Origin of the sequence: Sinorhizobium alkalisoli, assembly GCF_008932245.1 — a bacterium.
Lineage (GTDB): Bacteria > Pseudomonadota > Alphaproteobacteria > Rhizobiales > Rhizobiaceae > Sinorhizobium > Sinorhizobium alkalisoli.
This window is the reverse complement of record NZ_CP034909.1, coordinates 2,132,791-2,147,783: the sequence shown is the minus strand read 5'-3', so window position 1 is coordinate 2,147,783 and position 14,993 is coordinate 2,132,791. Positions and strand designations below refer to the sequence as shown.

The window sequence follows — 14,993 nt, the reverse complement described above, 5'->3', positions numbered from 1 at the left end:
CTGCTCTAGGAAGATCTGAAATCGGATGCTCGCGCAGCTCTCGATCCGCGATATCGTCCTGATCGAACGGCTTGACCTCAGCTTCGACGCCGGGCTCTCGGTGCTGACCGGCGAAACGGGCGCCGGCAAATCTATCCTTCTCGACAGCCTGTCGCTGGCACTCGGCGGCCGCGGCGACGGCTCACTCGTCCGTCACGGCGAGGACAGGGGCCAGGTGACGGCCGTCTTCGACGTGCCGGTGGCACATGCGGCGCGGCTCTTCCTGCGCGAAAACGGCATAGACGACGACGGCGATCTCATCTTCCGCCGCGTACAATCGGCGGACGGCCGCACGAAGGCCTTCATCAACGACCAGCCGGTGAGCGTGCAGTTGCTGCGCCAGGCGGGACAGACGCTCGTCGAGATTCACGGCCAGCATGATGACCGAGCGCTTGTCGACGTCGACGCCCATCGCGCACTGCTCGACGCCTTCGGCGGTACCGTCGAGGCGGCCGACGAGGTTGCAACGCTCTACCGCGCCTGGAAGGATGCGGAGCGCGGCCTCAAGAAGCACCGCGAAAAGGTGGAGGCGGCGGCGCGGGAGGCGGATTACCTGCGCTCGTCCGTCGAGGAACTGGAAGCGCTGTCGCCGCGCGATGGCGAGGAGGACGAACTGGCAGAAGCGCGGGCGCGGATGATGAAGGTCGAGCGCATCGCCGGCGACATCAGCGAGGCGTCCGACTTCCTGAACGGCAACGCGTCGCCCGTGCCGCTGATCGCCTCGCTCGTTCGGCGGCTCGAGCGCAAGAGCCACGAGGCGCCGGGCCTGCTCGAGGAAACCGTCGAGCTTCTGGACGGCGCGCTCAATCAGCTTTCCGACGCGCAGATGGCGGTGGAACGGGCGCTGCGCAATACCGAGTTCGACCCGAAGGAACTGGAGCGCGTCGAGGAGCGGCTGTTTGCGCTGCGAGCCGCAGGCCGCAAATATTCCGTGCCCGTCGTCGAGCTGCCGGCCCTCGCCGTGCGGATGATTTCCGACCTCGCCGATCTCGATGCGGGCGAAGAGAAGCTGAAGCAGATCGAAGCGCAGGTCGCGGAGGCACGAGCCGCCTTCGACGGAGCAGCGCGTGCGCTTTCCGATAAGCGCCGCAACACGGCGGCGGCGCTCTCGGCCGCGGTGATGGAAGAACTGCCGGCCCTGAAGCTCGAGCGCGCGCGATTCATGGTCGAGGTTGCGACGGATCCGGCCCTGCCGACGGCCGATGGTATCGACGTCGTCGAGTTCCATGTGCAGACCAATCCCGGCACCCGGCCGGGGCCGATTATGAAGGTTGCCTCGGGCGGCGAGCTTTCGCGCTTCCTGCTGGCGCTCAAGGTGGCGCTGGCCGATCGCGGCTCGGCGCCGACGCTCGTCTTCGACGAGATCGACACCGGCGTCGGCGGCGCGGTGGCCGATGCCATCGGTCAGCGGCTGAAGCGGCTCTCGAAGACCGTCCAGGTGCTTTCCGTGACGCATGCGCCGCAGGTCGCCGCGCGCGCGGCAACACATCTCCTGATCTCCAAGGGGCCGTCGGCGGAAAAGGCGGAGACGATCGCCACCCGCGTCGCCCGCATGGACGACGACGCGCGCACCGAGGAGATCGCCCGCATGCTGGCCGGCGCTTCGATCACCGAGGAGGCGAGAGCGGCCGCGGCAAGATTGCTGGCGGGCAATGGCTGATCTTTCGGACGCAAAGGCGTTGAAAACGCGAGGGAACCGGTCTTCTCGTCGCTTATCTTTGCTATAAGACGACTCCCATTTCGGAGTCGTGGCGCATGTTGAGCAATCAGAAAACCGTCGATGAATTGAGCGAAGCGGAAGCGGCCGAGGAGCTTGCCTTTCTCGCCGCTGAACTCGCACGCCATGATGCGCTTTATCACGGGCAGGATGCGCCGGAAATCTCGGATGCTGACTACGACGCTCTAAAGCGGCGCAATGATCTGATCGAGGCGCGATTTCCGGCGCTGATCCGCGAGGATAGCCCGTCGAAGAAGGTCGGTGCGGCACCGTCGCTCACATTCCAGCCCGTCCTCCATGCGCGGCCGATGCTCTCGCTCGACAACACCTTCTCCGACGAGGATGCGCGCGACTTCGTGGCGAGCGTCTATCGCTATCTGGGTCTCATCCCGGACCATTCCATCGCCTTTACCGCCGAGCCGAAGATCGACGGGCTTTCCATGTCGCTCCGCTACGAGAACCGCCGCCTGGTGACGGCGGCGACGCGTGGCGACGGCACGACGGGGGAGAACGTCACCGCCAACATCCGCACGATCGGCATGATCCCGCAGAGGCTTCCGGCCGATGCGCCGGATGTCGTCGAGGTGCGCGGCGAGGTCTATATGGCGAAATCGGATTTCGCCGCGCTCAATGCCGAGATGGCCGCGCAGGGCAAGCCGCTCTACGTCAACCCGCGCAACACGGCATCCGGCTCGCTCCGGCAACTCGATGCCAAGGTGACGGCGAGCCGCAAGCTCCGGTTCTTCGCCTATGGCTGGGGCGAAGTCTCGGACATGCCGGCGGATACGCAGTTCGGAATGGTGGAGGCATTCATGGCCTGGGGCTTCCCGGTCAATCCGCTGATGCGCCGCTTCCATTCCGCCGACGAACTGCTGGAACACTATCACCATATCGAGCGCGAGCGCCCGGAACTCGACTATGATATCGACGGCGTCGTCTACAAGGTCGACCGGCTCGACCTGCAGACACGGCTCGGCTACCGCTCGCGTAGCCCACGCTGGGCAACCGCCCACAAGTTCCCGGCCGAGCAGGCCTTCACGCGATTGAAGGGCATCGACATCCAGGTCGGCCGTACCGGTGCGCTTACGCCGGTCGCGCGGCTGGAGCCAATCACCGTCGGCGGCGTCGTCGTCACCAATGCGACCCTGCACAATGAGGACTATATTCGCGGCGTCGGCAACAATGGCGAGCCGATCCGCGATGGCCGGGACATCCGCATCGGCGACATGGTGATCGTGCAGCGGGCAGGGGACGTGATCCCGCAGATCGTCGACGTGGTGCTGGATGAACGGCCGGAGGGCACGGCGCCCTACAGCTTCCCGATGGCGTGCCCGGTCTGCGGCAGCCATGCGGTGCGCGACATCAACGAGAAGACCGGCAAGGTCGACGCGGTGCGCCGCTGCACGGGCGGCTTCGTTTGCCGGGCGCAGGCGGTCGAACACCTGAAACATTTCGTCTCGCGCAATGCCCTGGACATAGAGGGGCTCGGCTCCAAGCAGATCGAGTTCTTCTTCGAGAGCGACGACGACAACCTGAAGATCCGCACGGCCCCCGATATCTTCACGCTGGAGCGCCGGCAGGAGACCTCGCTGACGAAGCTCGAGAATATCGAGGGCTTCGGCAAGGTCAGCGTGCGCAAGCTCTATGATGCGATCAATGCCCGCCGCTCGATCGCGCTCCACCGCTTCATCTACGCCCTCGGCATTCGCCATGTCGGTGAGACGACGGCGAAGCTCCTGGCGCGATCCTATGGTAGCTACGAAACATTCGGCGCGGCGATGAAAGAGGCGGGCAGCTATTCGGGTGACGCCTGGAACGAACTCAACAGCATCGACGGCATCGGCGAGGTCGTCGCCCGCGCCATCGTCGAGTTCTACAAGGAGCCGCGTAACGTCAAGGTCATCTCGGACCTGCTCGAAGAGGTGACGCCGGAGAGCGCCGAAATGCCGGTCACCACCGGCAGCCCGGTTGCCGGCAAGACGGTCGTCTTCACCGGCTCTCTCGAAAAGATGACGCGCGACGAGGCAAAGGCAAAGGCCGAGAGCCTCGGTGCCAAGGTCGCGGGTTCGGTGTCGAAGAAGACCGACATCGTCGTCGCCGGCCCTGGCGCCGGCTCCAAGCTCGACAAGGCGCGCGAGCTCGGCATCCAGACCATGGACGAGGACGAGTGGCTGGCGCTGATCGGCGCTTGAGCTGCAACGCCGAAATGGCGGCGTGGCACTGCGACAAGCAACGCTGGCGCCCAAATCCGCTTGATCTCCGGCGTATATTCCAGTAAGAATATCTGTATATTCCTCGTGGAATATACGCCACAGGAGAAAACCCATGTCTCTCTACATCCGAGACAATGCCGTTGATGCGCTGGCGAAGCAGGTCCAGGAGGTCATCAAAGCGCCCAACAAGACAGAGGCAGTTCGCACCGCGTTGCAACATGAACTGGAACGCGCGAAGCAAGCTATACCACTAAGGGGCCGGATAAAAAAAATTCAGGATGATGTCCGCGCGATGGGGCCGGACGATCCCAATTTTGACATGAAGAAATTCATGGACGAGCAATGGGGCGGCATCTGATGTTTCTGGATGCCTCCGCCATTGTTGCGATTGTGAGCGACGAAAAAGACGCCGGGGACCTTATCGCCAAAATCGAGATGTCGAAAAAGACCATCTACTATTCCTCTCTTTCGATCTATGAGGCCGTCATTGGCCTGGCCCGGAAAAAGCGGGACGAGGCTTTCGGCGATCAGGTTCCGATCCCGCAGCATCTGATCGATCTCGCGCAACAACACATCGACGCCTTCATAGAGACGATCGGTGCGAAGGAAATGGCGATCGCCGGCAATATGCACAAGCTGGCAATCGAAGCCTGCCGAACCTATGGGGGCGTCGTCGCCCATCCCGCCCGGCTCAATTTCGGGGACTGTTTCTCCTATGCTTGCGCCAAGGCATACCGCCTTCCCCTTCTGTTCAAGGGCGACGATTTTTCGCAAACCGACATTGAGGTCGCATAGCGGCAATGGGTTGGGCTCAGGTCGCCTGACCGGTTGCGGGGAGTCGACACAGGCGAAATTCAACCTGTTTCGAGGGGCAACGACGCGCCTCGCGCCCAAGGCGGCCGCTTTGATCCTTTAGATCTAGAGCCGGGCTAGGAATTCCGCCGCGCGCACCGTTTGCAAGGCCTTCGCGGCTTCCCGGAAGTGGGGCATGCCTTGCCAGAGGTCGCGGTCGGCGACGATGTAGAAACGGCGCCTGGCGCGCGTGGCGGCTACGTTCAGCAGGTTCGGCTTCGACGATGCCCAGATGGCGGCTCCGACGTGATCGGCGTCGGTGCCCAGCACCATGAAAACAGCGCTCTCCTCCTTGCCCTGGAAGGTGTGCACGGTGCCGATTCTGTCTTGCAGCCATCTGTGCAGTTTCGGCGGGGAGGAATATCTGTCGGCGTCACTCCACCTCGCCTGCAGCAAAGCCTGCTTCAGCGCATTTTTCGTCTCCTTGAAGGGCGAGATGATGTAGCTCGCTGGCAGGATCCCGTCGCGGCGGTAGAGGGTGACGAGGACATCGACGATGAAGTCGACCTGCCCGACTACGGTCTGCTTGCCGGAAACCCTGCCTTTGATGTCGATCCAGCTGCTGTCGTTGCGGAACGGTGCCGCCTCTTCGTCGGCGGGGCCTGCGCCCGCCGCAAAGACCATCTTGTTCCGATAGGCGATCCGATTGGCAAGGCTGAACATCGGCTCGATGCAACGGCGATGCACCCTGAGGGGGCTGCCGATCCATAGGCCGTCTCCACCGTCGGCGGGGACCGTCGTGCCAAAACGGTTGCCGGCGTCGGCAAGGATCTGCGCCGAAACCCGGTTCGGTGCGTGATGCCATTCCGACGTATGGGGCGAAAGGGCGGCGAGAGCGCCGATCAAGGCGCTTGGCAGGCTGAAGACCGGCTCGATCTGCAGCGGATCGCCGATCATCATCGCGCGCTTTGACCGCAGGAGAGCGCCGACGGCCGCTTGCGGCACGGCCTGGCCCGCTTCGTCGACGAAGAGCCAGCCGATTGAACCCGGGCCCAGACCGCCAAATTGACGCGCGAAGGAGGCGAAGGTCGTGGAAACGACCGCGACGATCATGAACAGGCTTTGCCAGATCGTTGGGAGATGGTCGCGCTTCAACGGTTCATTGCCGGACAGCAGTTTGACAGTGGCGACGATGTTGCCCCCAAACCCTCCACCCTTGCTGCCGACATCCGCCAGCCATGCCTCATGCAAAGCCAGCGCGGCTTCGAACAGGTCCGTGCGCAGCCGTGCCAACTCGTCCGAGTGCCACAGCCCGTCGATCTGGAACCGAACGCTTTCGAGCTCCTCCAGGCGAAGCGGCACGGCCCGATGGCCGAGTGCCATTGCCAGATTCTCGAATTCATCGCGTTTTTCCGACCAGGCTTCCCCGTGCATGGACAGGCGCTGCCGGGAGTCTTCGTACTGCCGGCCGGCCTTTTTCGCGCGCGCCTGCTGTTCCGCGAGACGACGCTCGGCCTCTCTCAGCCGTCCGAGCGAGAGCTGTTGCTCCAGGTTCGCCGCCCGGCTGTTCCTGTGTTCGCGGCCGGCCGCCGTCGGCAGCACGCTTTGCCACCAGCCCGGCGCGGAGCGGTCGAGCAGATGCTCTTCCTCCTGCAGATGCGAAAGCCGCTCCTTGAGGGCTGTCACTTCCGCGAAGGCTGCGTCACGTTTTTCCCGCGCCCGCCGATGGTCGTCGGCCGCAGCCTCGGTCCGCTCGCGAAGCTCGCGGCAATATTCTTCCAGGGGAACGAGGCCGACCTCGCGGTGGAGATCGGCGTAACGGACAAAGCGCCGGATGCTCTCGCTCACGGCATCGTCGGCGGCACGAAACCGCTGGGCCGCTTCGGTGAAAGTGGGTCCCTCGTAGCTCTTCAGCCATTGCCAGATCGTCTGCGGCCTTTCGTGTCCGGACCAGGTGGGTCTTGCCTCTTCGTCGACGGGCATGAAGGCGAAACGCTCTTTGAACGCCCGGCGGTTTCCCGCCTTTCCGAGCGCACAGGCGATCGCCCCACGGACGGTCATCATCCGAGAGGTCGAGAAGTTGTCAGTTATCCTTTTGGGCGGCGATCTTATGGGCGACCGTCTGCAGATATCCGCGGCCGGAGACTTCGGCGATCGAGCGCCGTTTCGGCAGGTCATGGGAAATATTCTCGACCGCCGTGTTGTTCGAGGAGGCGACCACCATTTCGAAGCCGGCAAGTTCGGGTTTCGGCACCGACAGCGATGCCGTAGTGCCATCAGCAAAGGCGATGCTGCGCGGCCGACCGTCGAATGCGTCGCGTGGCGCCTCCAGGGCGGCAAGGACCCTGGCGCGTTTGACGACCTTGTCGGCGATCATCTCCCGCAGGAGCGTCGTCTTGCCGGTGCCGGGCGGCCCGTTGACGGAATAGAGTCCGGATTCGGCCAGGGCGGGCGTTGCCGAATTGATCGCGAATTGCTGCATCAGGCTCATCGCCTGATGCGGCTCGCTCGGCCATCGCCCGCGATTGAGGTTCCGCGGGTTGAGGATGTCGAGCAGCGCATGGCGGCCCTCGTCCGAATAGAGGTCGATTCGCGCCTCTGTGGTGCGAGGCATCAGGTATCGCCTGAGCGCTTCCGGAACCGTCCCCGCCCGTACCTGCGCCATCGCCTGCTCTATGTCTTCGATGAAGAAGCTGTTCAGGATGCCGATGTCCTTTTCGGCGACGACGCCGTCGTCATCATCCGTCGTCGTCTCGCCTTCCGGCGGCGGCAATGCCGGCCGGACCGGCCTTGCCCGCCGATCCCGGAACCGGATTTCGACCAGGGCTACGGGCGTTTCGTGCGCAGGGACGAATCCTGCCCAATCGCAAAGCAGTTCGTGAAGCCCAAGAATTTCGTGGGGCATCAGCGGCCGGTCGCCGTTATCCGCGGGCGGCTGATCGAGACGCCGCTGCGCATCCACGTTCTGAAGCAGTTCCGAGAGCTCTCGTCTGCTTTCGCTGAATGCGCCGAAATCGAGCGCGGAGAGGCCGAGTTCACGGCTGCGGCCGAGCGCCCAGGGAAGCGTCGAGATTGCGAAAGTCTCGAAGAGCGGGTTGCCCGAGGCGTCGAGTTGCAGGCTGGCAAAACAGCTGTCGCCGTCGAGGTCGCCGCGCTCGGCGTCTTCGTATTCAGCCGGCCCGTCGCCGAAGAACCGGCCTGCTCCCGCTATCTCCGACTTGTGGAAGACGCCGAGAAACAGGGTAATGCCGGCGATCTCCTTCTCCTGCGGGATCGAGGGGCGTCTCAGCGCGGCGGCGTCATCCTCCAATGTCTGCGCATGCAGCCAGAAGACACTCCTGCCTTCGCGCTGAACGGCGCGGGAGGAAAGGTCATAGGGAATGAAGAACTCGATCTTGTGCCAGAAATCGAGGATGGCCAGAAGCCGCTCCCGATCAGCGTACCACGTGTCCGTCTGCATCGTCTCCCTCGGCGGCGCCACCGTGTCCGTTTACGGGCACTCTGTCAATCGAGAAGCCCGGAAGGTCCTTCCGGTGGCGCATCTTCCGCCTGGCGGAATCGGCTCCGCATGGAGAAGCGCGTCACGCGAATACGGTCCGGTGCGGCGCGCGTCAATGGTCCGAACGATGCCTGGCTCATCGACCCGAACATCGGACCCGATTTTCGGAGAGTACGATGCGTGGATACAGAGGCTTACGGCGTCGCTCCGTGGGAGGCTTCCACGCCGCGTCGGCGGCGCAGAGACTTCACGGAAATCTCGCCCGTCGCTCACGCCTGCTGCGCGGACATGTCCATCCACATGAATTCCCAGACGTGGCCGTCGGGGTCCTGGAAGCTGACGCCGTACATGAAGCCGTAGTCGATGGCCGGCTTCCAGGGCTTGCCGCCTGCCGCAAGCGCCTTCTCCAGCATGTCGTCGCATTCCTGCCGGCTCGCAGCGGAGAGGGCGGTGATGACCTCCGTGCCCTTGGCGGTGTCGCTGATCTCGCCGGTGATGAAGTCGCGGAACTTCGGCTCGGTCAGAAGCATGACGAAGACGTTTTCGTCGATGACCGTACAGGCGGCGGTGTCGTCGGAGAACTGCTCATTGAAGGTGAAGCCGAGCGCGGAGAAGAAGGCGCGGGAGGCCTCGAGGTCCTTGACCGGCAGATTGACGAAGATCATGCGCATGGATTTTTCCTCGTGATGTGGTGTGACCGGCAAAGGACGCCGGCTTGGGCCGCTTGCCGACAGGGGGCGAGAAAAATATCTGGCGCGGAGGCAACGGCTTTCAAGGTCTCTCTCGTTGTCCATGTAGTGCGCAGGAAATGCCGGTCTCGCAGTGTTTCGAGCCACCGTCTCTCGATTATCGCTGCCTTGATGTCGCCACGCTTCCGCCATTTCCATTTGTGTTTTTGCGCCGCACAAGATAGAGCTTTGCCGCCAAAATTTGTGCAATTGCCTTTTCGCGGGGCCGGCGGCTAGCCATATCAGCGAAACGGGGCGCGTCTTTCCTGCCCCGGCGGATTGGAGGGTCCGGAGATGAAGACCATCACCACCATCGCCGCGCTGCGTGCGGCCCTTGCCGAGCACCGGCGCGCTGGGAAGTCGATCGGGCTTGTGCCCACCATGGGCTATCTCCATGTCGGTCACATGGAGCTCGTTCGCCGCGCCCGCAGCGAAAACCACGTGGTCGTTGCCAGCATCTTCGTCAATCCTCTGCAGTTCGGGCCAAGCGAGGATCTCGCCAAATATCCACGCGACCTCGCCCGCGACGAGAGGATGCTGGAGGAGGGCGGCGTCGACTTCCTCTTCGCGCCGAGCGTTGCCGACATGTATCCGCGGCCGATGGAAACCGTCGTCGACCTGCCCAAGCTGGGCTCCGAACTCGAGGGCGCGGTAAGGCCTGGGCATTTTGCCGGGGTCGCGACCGTCGTCAGCAAGCTGTTCAACATCGCCCAGCCCGACCGCGCCTATTTCGGCGAGAAGGACTTCCAGCAGTTGCAGATCATCCGCCGCATGGTGGAGGATCTGGCGCAGCCCGTGGCGGTCGTCGGCGTGCCGACAGTGCGGGAGGACGACGGGCTCGCCTGTTCGTCGCGCAATATCTATCTCACGGCCGAGGAGCGCCGTGCCGCTGCGATCGTGCCAAAGGCCCTGGACGAGGCCGAGCGTCTGATTGCAAGCGGTGAGAGCGATCCCGGCGCCGTCGAGAAAGGTGTCACAGAGTTTCTTTCATCCGAGCCGCTCGCCCGCCCCGAAGTGGTGGCGCTGCGCGATCCGGATACACTCGAACCGATCGGAAAGATCGGCGACAAGCCGGTGCTGCTCCTCCTCTTCGTCCGCTTCGGGACGACGAAGCTGCTCGACAATCGCGTCATCGCACCGAATTCCGCCAGTTATGCAAAGGTAGCCTGAGAATGAGCGTTCAGAATACGAAGCGGCGGCTCAGCCCCGCCAATATCGAGGCTCTGAAGGGTGAGCGACCGATCGTCAGCCTCACGGCCTATACGACGCCGATCGCGCGGCTCCTCGATCCGCATGTCGATTTCCTGCTCGTCGGCGATTCGCTCGGCATGGTACTCTACGGCCTCGACACCACGGTCGGCGTGACGCTCGACATGATGATCGCACATGGCCAGGCGGTGATGCGCGGTGCGGAGCGCGCCTGCGTGGTCGTCGACCTGCCCTTCGGCTCCTATCAGGAATCGAAGGAACAGGCCTTCCGAAGCGCCGCGCGTGTCCTGAAGGAAACCGGGTGCAGCGCGGTCAAGCTTGAGGGTGGGGCGGAGATGGCCGAGACGGTCGACTTCCTCGTCTCCCGCGGCATTCCGGTGCTCGGCCACGTCGGGCTGATGCCTCAGCTCGTGAACACCACCGGCGGCTATCGTTCGGTCGGGCGCAACGACAAGGAAGTGGCGAAGATCCGACGCGATGCCCAGGCGATCGACGATGCCGGCGCCTTCGCGATCGTCATCGAGGGCACGGTCGAGCCGGTTGCCCGCGAGATCACCGCAATGCTCCGGTCGCCGACGATCGGCATCGGCGCGTCGCCCGCCTGTGACGGCCAGATCCTCGTCTCGGACGACATGCTCGGTCTGTTCAACGATTTCAAACCGCGCTTCGTCAAACACTTCGCCGAGCTCGCGCCGGCGATTTCCAAGGCGGTCGAAGACTATGCCAACGAGGTGAAGGCCCGTACGTTCCCCGGGATCGAGCATACGTTTCAGGTGAAGCGCTGAGCGACAGCGCCGCGCGTCTTTTCAGACGCGCAAAGATCGCTGTAACGCTTCGAATCTGCGCATCGGGGTTCCAAATATCGGTTCCGATTCCCGGGGCGCTTCGATAGGCGCGACAGGGGCGCAATCAGTCGTCGGTGAGTGGTCGGACTTTTCAAGCATCAGAAGATTCAATCATTGCATCAGCCTAATTGAATTGTCGTTTCCTGCCGCAACTCCTATTTCTCCAAGGAAAAGCGGCGGCCGATGCGTCCTTGCGCTTGGGTGTCCGCCGGAGGATTCTCATGAACAGAGCTGAATTTCGCGAGGGCCTGCGCGAGGGCTTCCCGGTCATCGTCGCGGCATCGCCGTTTGGCGCATTGTTCGGCGCGCTGGCAATCGATAACGGCTTTTCGATAGCAGACGCGGTGTTGATGAGCGCAACCGTCTATGCGGGCGCCAGCCAGATGGTCGGCATCGAGCTCTTCGGCAACCATGTCCAGCCGTGGCTGATCGTGCTTTCGATCTTCGCGGTCAACTTCCGCCACGTGCTTTATTCGGCCTCGCTTACGAGGCACATCAAACACTACACGCCAATTCAGAAGTTCTTCGCTTTCTTCCTGCTGGTCGATCCTCAATATGCCGAGAGCGAAAGGCGGGCGGAGCGCGATCTTCCGGTGACCTTCTCCTGGTATCTCGGCTTCGCCCTGATCATCTATGTCCTTTGGCTCGTCACCACGGTGGTGGGCGCGGTCTTCGGGCAGATGATCGGCGATCCGAAGGCGATCGGGCTCGACGTGCTCCTCCCGATCTATTTTCTAGGGCTCGTGCTCGGCTTCCGCAAGCGAGACCGGTTCCTGCCGATCGTGGCGACCAGCGCGGTCGCCTCCATTGCAGCCATGCATTTCGTCGGCTCGCCCTGGCATGTCAGCATCGGCGCGCTCGCCGGTATCGTTCTGGCCGCCTGCCTGCCCAACAGCCGGGCGGAGCGGCAATGCGATCCGTTGGAGCAGGGGAACTGAGCCATGGACACGGTCCAGCATTTCGACCTGCTCTTTGTCATCCTCGCCGCGGCGGTCGCCACCTTCGCGACCCGGGTCGGCGGCTATGTGCTGATCACCCAGTTGAAGCACATTCCGCCGCGCCTCGAAGCGGCGCTCAACGCCGTGCCGGCGGCGGTGCTGACGACGCTTGTGGCCCCCGCCTTCGTCAGTGGCGGAATCGAGGTAGCGGCATCGATGTTGGTCGCCTTCGCGGTCGGGCTCCGCTTCTCGACGCTCCGTATGCTGGTTGTCGGCTGGGCTGTCGTGATGGCGATTCGGCACGGCATCCTATAGCCTTTGCCGCGCATCACAGTGTCGGGATTTGGCGGCGGACCGGCCGCGGTTTATGATGCTCCCGTTATCGGCGGGCGGAACAGGCCGCCGGTCGTGGAGGAAGCAACCATGTTGACCAGGATCTCGATTGCCCTTTTTCTGGCGCTCGCGCCTGTGACTGCCTTTGCGAATTCCTGCCCGAGCCAAATGGCGGCGATTGATGCGGCCCTGCAGACGGCTTCCCTTTCCGAGGCCGACATGAATAAGGTCAAGCAATTGCGCCAGCAGGGAGAAGACCTGCACAATGCCGGTGATCATCCCGGTTCGGAGGCAGCGCTCGGCGAGGCGAAGCGTTTGCTTGGAATCTGAATCGGCCAGCGGGCATCGTCGCGTTCTCCACTTTCCTGGAAGGATAGCGGACGACCAATCGCGATTTCCGTCTGAAAATCCTGCAGAACCCGTAGAATTCCCGGGTTACGCGAAGCCTCTGCGTGAAATATGACGGTGGCGTTGGTTGAGACATCGAACCTCCCAACGGAGGCCCGGTTGCCCCTGTAGCCCCACCCACGCCGCCGGGCCTCCCTTTCTCTTCTTCCGGTTTGCCTCACTCAGCGACGGATCGCTTCCGTGGCAGCCGCCAGCCACCGACGGGTCTCCTCGTCGGCAATCAAGGGCATCAGCTTCTCGCGCGTCTCGGCGTGATAATCGTTGAGCCAGGCCAGCTCCTCGTCCGTCAGCAATGCCGGCAGCACGAGCCGGTGGTCGATCGGGCAGTAGGTCAGGGTGTCGAAACCGAGCATGGGCAGGTCGCCGCCTTCGATGTCGGCCGCTTGCCGGACGACGACAAGGTTCTCTATGCGGATGCCGAAGGCGCCAGGGCGGTAGTAGCCCGGCTCGTTCGAGAGGATCATGCCCGGCAGCAACTCCTGCGTCGCAAGGCGGGCGATACGCTGCGGCCCCTCATGCACGGACAGATAGGAGCCGACGCCATGGCCCGTGCCGTGGGCATAATCGGCACCTGCCTTCCACAACGCTATGCGGGCGAGGGGGTCGAGGTCGACGCCGCGCGTGCCCTTGGGGAAGCGCGCCGTGCTGATGGCGATCATGCCTTTCAGGACCAGGGTGAAGAATCGTTTCTGCTCTTGCGGTACGGAACCGATAGCCACCGTGCGGGTGATGTCCGTGGTGCCATTGACATATTGCGCTCCGGAATCGATCAGGAACACGGTTCCGGCTTCGATTGCCTGGTCGGTGTCCGTCGTCACCCGGTAATGCATGATCGCCGCATGCGCGCCAGCGCCGGCGATAGTATCGAAGGAGATGTCCTTCAACGGATTCTGCATGCGTTCGCCGACGGCGGTGCGCAGGGCTTCAAGTCGCTTCGTCGCGCCGATTTCCGTGATGCTGCCGGGGTCGGCCTTGTCGAGCCAGGCGAGGAATTCAACCATTGCGGCCCCGTCCTGGAGGTGGGCACGGACCGATCCGGCGATCTCCTGCGCATTCTTGCAGGCGCGCGGCAAGCGGGCGGGATCGGTTGCCTCGATCACCACGCCACCCTTGCTGCGGATAAGTTCGCCGATCGCAAAGGAGGAGAGATCCGGATCGATCATGATCGCTGCACCGCTCGAAGAAAGCGTGGCGAGGCGATCCTCGAAACTGGCCGGCGGCAGGATGTCGGCGAGCTGTGTGATGTAGGCCTCCTGTTCGATCCCGGTCTTGCGCTTGTCGATGAAGATTTCGGCACGTCCATTTGCATGGATGATGGCGCGTGCCAGCGGATGCGGCGTATGCGGGACATCGCTGCCGCGGACATTGAAGGTCCAGGCGATGGAGGAGGGATCTGCCAGCACGACGGCCGCCGCCGTCGCCTTCTCGACGGCCGCGGCAATCTCGGCGAGCTTGTCCTTCGCCAGCCGACCGGCATGCTCGAGCGGCTGGATCGTTACGCGGCCGACCGGGGCGGCGGGTCGGTCGGTCCAGATGCGGTCGAGCGGATTGTCCCCTAGCAAGACCAGCCTGCCGTCGATCGTCGCAAGCGCTTTTTCCAGGCGGCGGACTTCGGCCGCGGTATGCAGCCAGGGATCTATGCCGAGGCGGCATCCCTTCGGCCCGTGGCGCTCCAGCCAGACATGCGGCGGCTCGCCGACGAGGTCGCCGCCGGTGAAGACGCTCGCGTCGACCTGCTCCTTGAGCTGGGTTACATAGCGTCCGTCGACGAAGACGATCGCGTCGCGTTCCGTGACAAGCGCGACGCCGGCCGAGCCGGTAAAGCCGGTCAGCCAGGAGAGCCGCTCGGAGCAGGCTGGTACGTATTCGCCCTGAAATTCATCGGCCCGCGGCACGAGAAAGCCGTCGATACCAAGCGGCGCGAAAGCGGCGCGCAAGGCGGCGACACGCTCCCTGCCGAACTGGGGCGTGGAAGTGACTTCGAAGGATTGAAACATGGATACGTCCGGTAAAACTTTGCGAAGACCGCAGGTGAGTTCGCCATGTTAGCGGAAAGCCTGCTTCAGGGGAAAGAGGCGATATCCTGCCGTGCTTTCGCCTCGCATTTCTTGATCGAAGCCCATTTGTCATATTTATGCGCCGGGTGCATGGCTCCCATGCGGGAAAAACATCTTTCCCTACAGAATTTATGGGTTATAAGCGCGGCCAACGAACATGGGCAACCGTTCCCGGTTCAAGAAGCTGCAGTTCCGAGAATAGTTGGTCATCTGTT

11 protein-coding genes and 1 pseudogene are annotated in these 14,993 nt (G+C 63.4%); 9 read left to right on the top strand and 3 right to left on the bottom strand.

Features of this window, described 5'->3' with window-relative positions; translation table 11 throughout:
- Positions 1-25: 25 nt before the first annotated feature.
- The 4 genes from recN to EKH55_RS10495 all read left to right on the top strand — a co-directional run bounded on the left by recN (position 26) and on the right by EKH55_RS10495 (position 4,764).
- Entirely contained in the window at positions 26-1,699 is a 1,674-nt protein-coding gene (gene recN, locus EKH55_RS10510; protein WP_069461533.1) for a DNA repair protein RecN, read from the top strand.
- Between the two features lie 95 nt (positions 1,700-1,794).
- Positions 1,795-3,948, top strand: a complete 2,154-nt coding sequence (ligA, locus tag EKH55_RS10505) for an NAD-dependent DNA ligase LigA (RefSeq protein WP_069461534.1) — start codon at positions 1,795-1,797, stop codon at positions 3,946-3,948.
- Between the two features lie 133 nt (positions 3,949-4,081).
- Positions 4,082-4,327, top strand: a complete 246-nt coding sequence (locus EKH55_RS10500; protein WP_069461535.1) for a type II toxin-antitoxin system VapB family antitoxin — start codon at positions 4,082-4,084, stop codon at positions 4,325-4,327.
- Positions 4,327-4,764 (top strand): type II toxin-antitoxin system VapC family toxin, encoded by a 438-nt coding sequence (locus tag EKH55_RS10495; RefSeq protein ID WP_151611468.1) that lies wholly within the window; start codon positions 4,327-4,329, stop codon positions 4,762-4,764. The genes EKH55_RS10500 and EKH55_RS10495 overlap by 1 nt, the downstream gene beginning before the upstream one ends.
- A 123-nt stretch (positions 4,765-4,887) precedes the next feature.
- Here EKH55_RS10495 and EKH55_RS10490 read toward each other — a convergent pair.
- Together EKH55_RS10490 and EKH55_RS10485 are read right to left on the bottom strand one after the other, a co-directional pair.
- Positions 4,888-8,221, bottom strand: a pseudogene (locus tag EKH55_RS10490) (DEAD/DEAH box helicase).
- 308 nt (positions 8,222-8,529) lie between these two features.
- Positions 8,530-8,931: a VOC family protein gene (locus tag EKH55_RS10485; protein WP_069461536.1), complete on the bottom strand. Its 402-nt coding sequence runs from the start codon at positions 8,929-8,931 to the stop codon at positions 8,530-8,532.
- 351 nt (positions 8,932-9,282) lie between these two features.
- On the opposite strand from EKH55_RS10485, the gene panC reads away from it, so the two are divergent.
- The 5 genes from panC to EKH55_RS10460 all read left to right on the top strand — a co-directional run bounded on the left by panC (position 9,283) and on the right by EKH55_RS10460 (position 12,643).
- A complete protein-coding gene (gene panC / locus EKH55_RS10480; RefSeq protein WP_069461537.1) occupies positions 9,283-10,158 on the top strand; it encodes a pantoate--beta-alanine ligase in 876 nt (291 codons plus the stop codon).
- 2 nt (positions 10,159-10,160) lie between these two features.
- The gene (gene panB, locus EKH55_RS10475) at positions 10,161-10,982 is read left to right on the top strand and encodes a 3-methyl-2-oxobutanoate hydroxymethyltransferase (protein ID WP_069461538.1); all 822 of its coding nucleotides are present in this window, start codon (positions 10,161-10,163) and stop codon (positions 10,980-10,982) included.
- Between the two features lie 281 nt (positions 10,983-11,263).
- A complete protein-coding gene (locus EKH55_RS10470; protein WP_069461539.1) occupies positions 11,264-11,980 on the top strand; it encodes an AzlC family ABC transporter permease in 717 nt (238 codons plus the stop codon).
- A 3-nt stretch (positions 11,981-11,983) separates the two neighbouring features.
- The gene (locus EKH55_RS10465) at positions 11,984-12,295 is read left to right on the top strand and encodes an AzlD family protein (protein ID WP_069461540.1); all 312 of its coding nucleotides are present in this window, start codon (positions 11,984-11,986) and stop codon (positions 12,293-12,295) included.
- 108 nt (positions 12,296-12,403) lie between these two features.
- On the top strand, positions 12,404-12,643 hold the full coding sequence (locus EKH55_RS10460) for a hypothetical protein (protein ID WP_069461541.1): 240 nt from the start codon (positions 12,404-12,406) through the stop codon (positions 12,641-12,643).
- Between the two features lie 239 nt (positions 12,644-12,882).
- Here the strand turns inward: EKH55_RS10460 and EKH55_RS10455 are convergent, their stop codons facing one another.
- Positions 12,883-14,718 carry an aminopeptidase P family protein gene (locus EKH55_RS10455; protein WP_069461542.1) on the bottom strand — a complete coding sequence of 612 codons (1,836 nt, stop codon included), beginning with the start codon at positions 14,716-14,718 and terminating at the stop codon, positions 12,883-12,885.
- Between the last annotated feature and the right edge of the window lie 275 nt (positions 14,719-14,993).

What these genes read in the sequence shown, in the direction of transcription:
- recN (WP_069461533.1), top strand. Translation starts at nt 26, where the DNA reads ATGCTCGCGCAGCTCTCGATCCGCGATATCGTCCTGATCGAACGGCTT.
- ligA (WP_069461534.1), top strand. Translation starts at nt 1,795, where the DNA reads ATGTTGAGCAATCAGAAAACCGTCGATGAATTGAGCGAAGCGGAAGCG.
- EKH55_RS10500 (WP_069461535.1), top strand. Translation starts at nt 4,082, where the DNA reads ATGTCTCTCTACATCCGAGACAATGCCGTTGATGCGCTGGCGAAGCAG.
- EKH55_RS10495 (WP_151611468.1), top strand. Translation starts at nt 4,327, where the DNA reads ATGTTTCTGGATGCCTCCGCCATTGTTGCGATTGTGAGCGACGAAAAA.
- EKH55_RS10485 (WP_069461536.1), bottom strand. Translation starts at nt 8,931, where the DNA reads ATGCGCATGATCTTCGTCAATCTGCCGGTCAAGGACCTCGAGGCCTCC.
- panC (WP_069461537.1), top strand. Translation starts at nt 9,283, where the DNA reads ATGAAGACCATCACCACCATCGCCGCGCTGCGTGCGGCCCTTGCCGAG.
- panB (WP_069461538.1), top strand. Translation starts at nt 10,161, where the DNA reads ATGAGCGTTCAGAATACGAAGCGGCGGCTCAGCCCCGCCAATATCGAG.
- EKH55_RS10470 (WP_069461539.1), top strand. Translation starts at nt 11,264, where the DNA reads ATGAACAGAGCTGAATTTCGCGAGGGCCTGCGCGAGGGCTTCCCGGTC.
- EKH55_RS10465 (WP_069461540.1), top strand. Translation starts at nt 11,984, where the DNA reads ATGGACACGGTCCAGCATTTCGACCTGCTCTTTGTCATCCTCGCCGCG.
- EKH55_RS10460 (WP_069461541.1), top strand. Translation starts at nt 12,404, where the DNA reads ATGTTGACCAGGATCTCGATTGCCCTTTTTCTGGCGCTCGCGCCTGTG.
- EKH55_RS10455 (WP_069461542.1), bottom strand. Translation starts at nt 14,718, where the DNA reads ATGTTTCAATCCTTCGAAGTCACTTCCACGCCCCAGTTCGGCAGGGAG.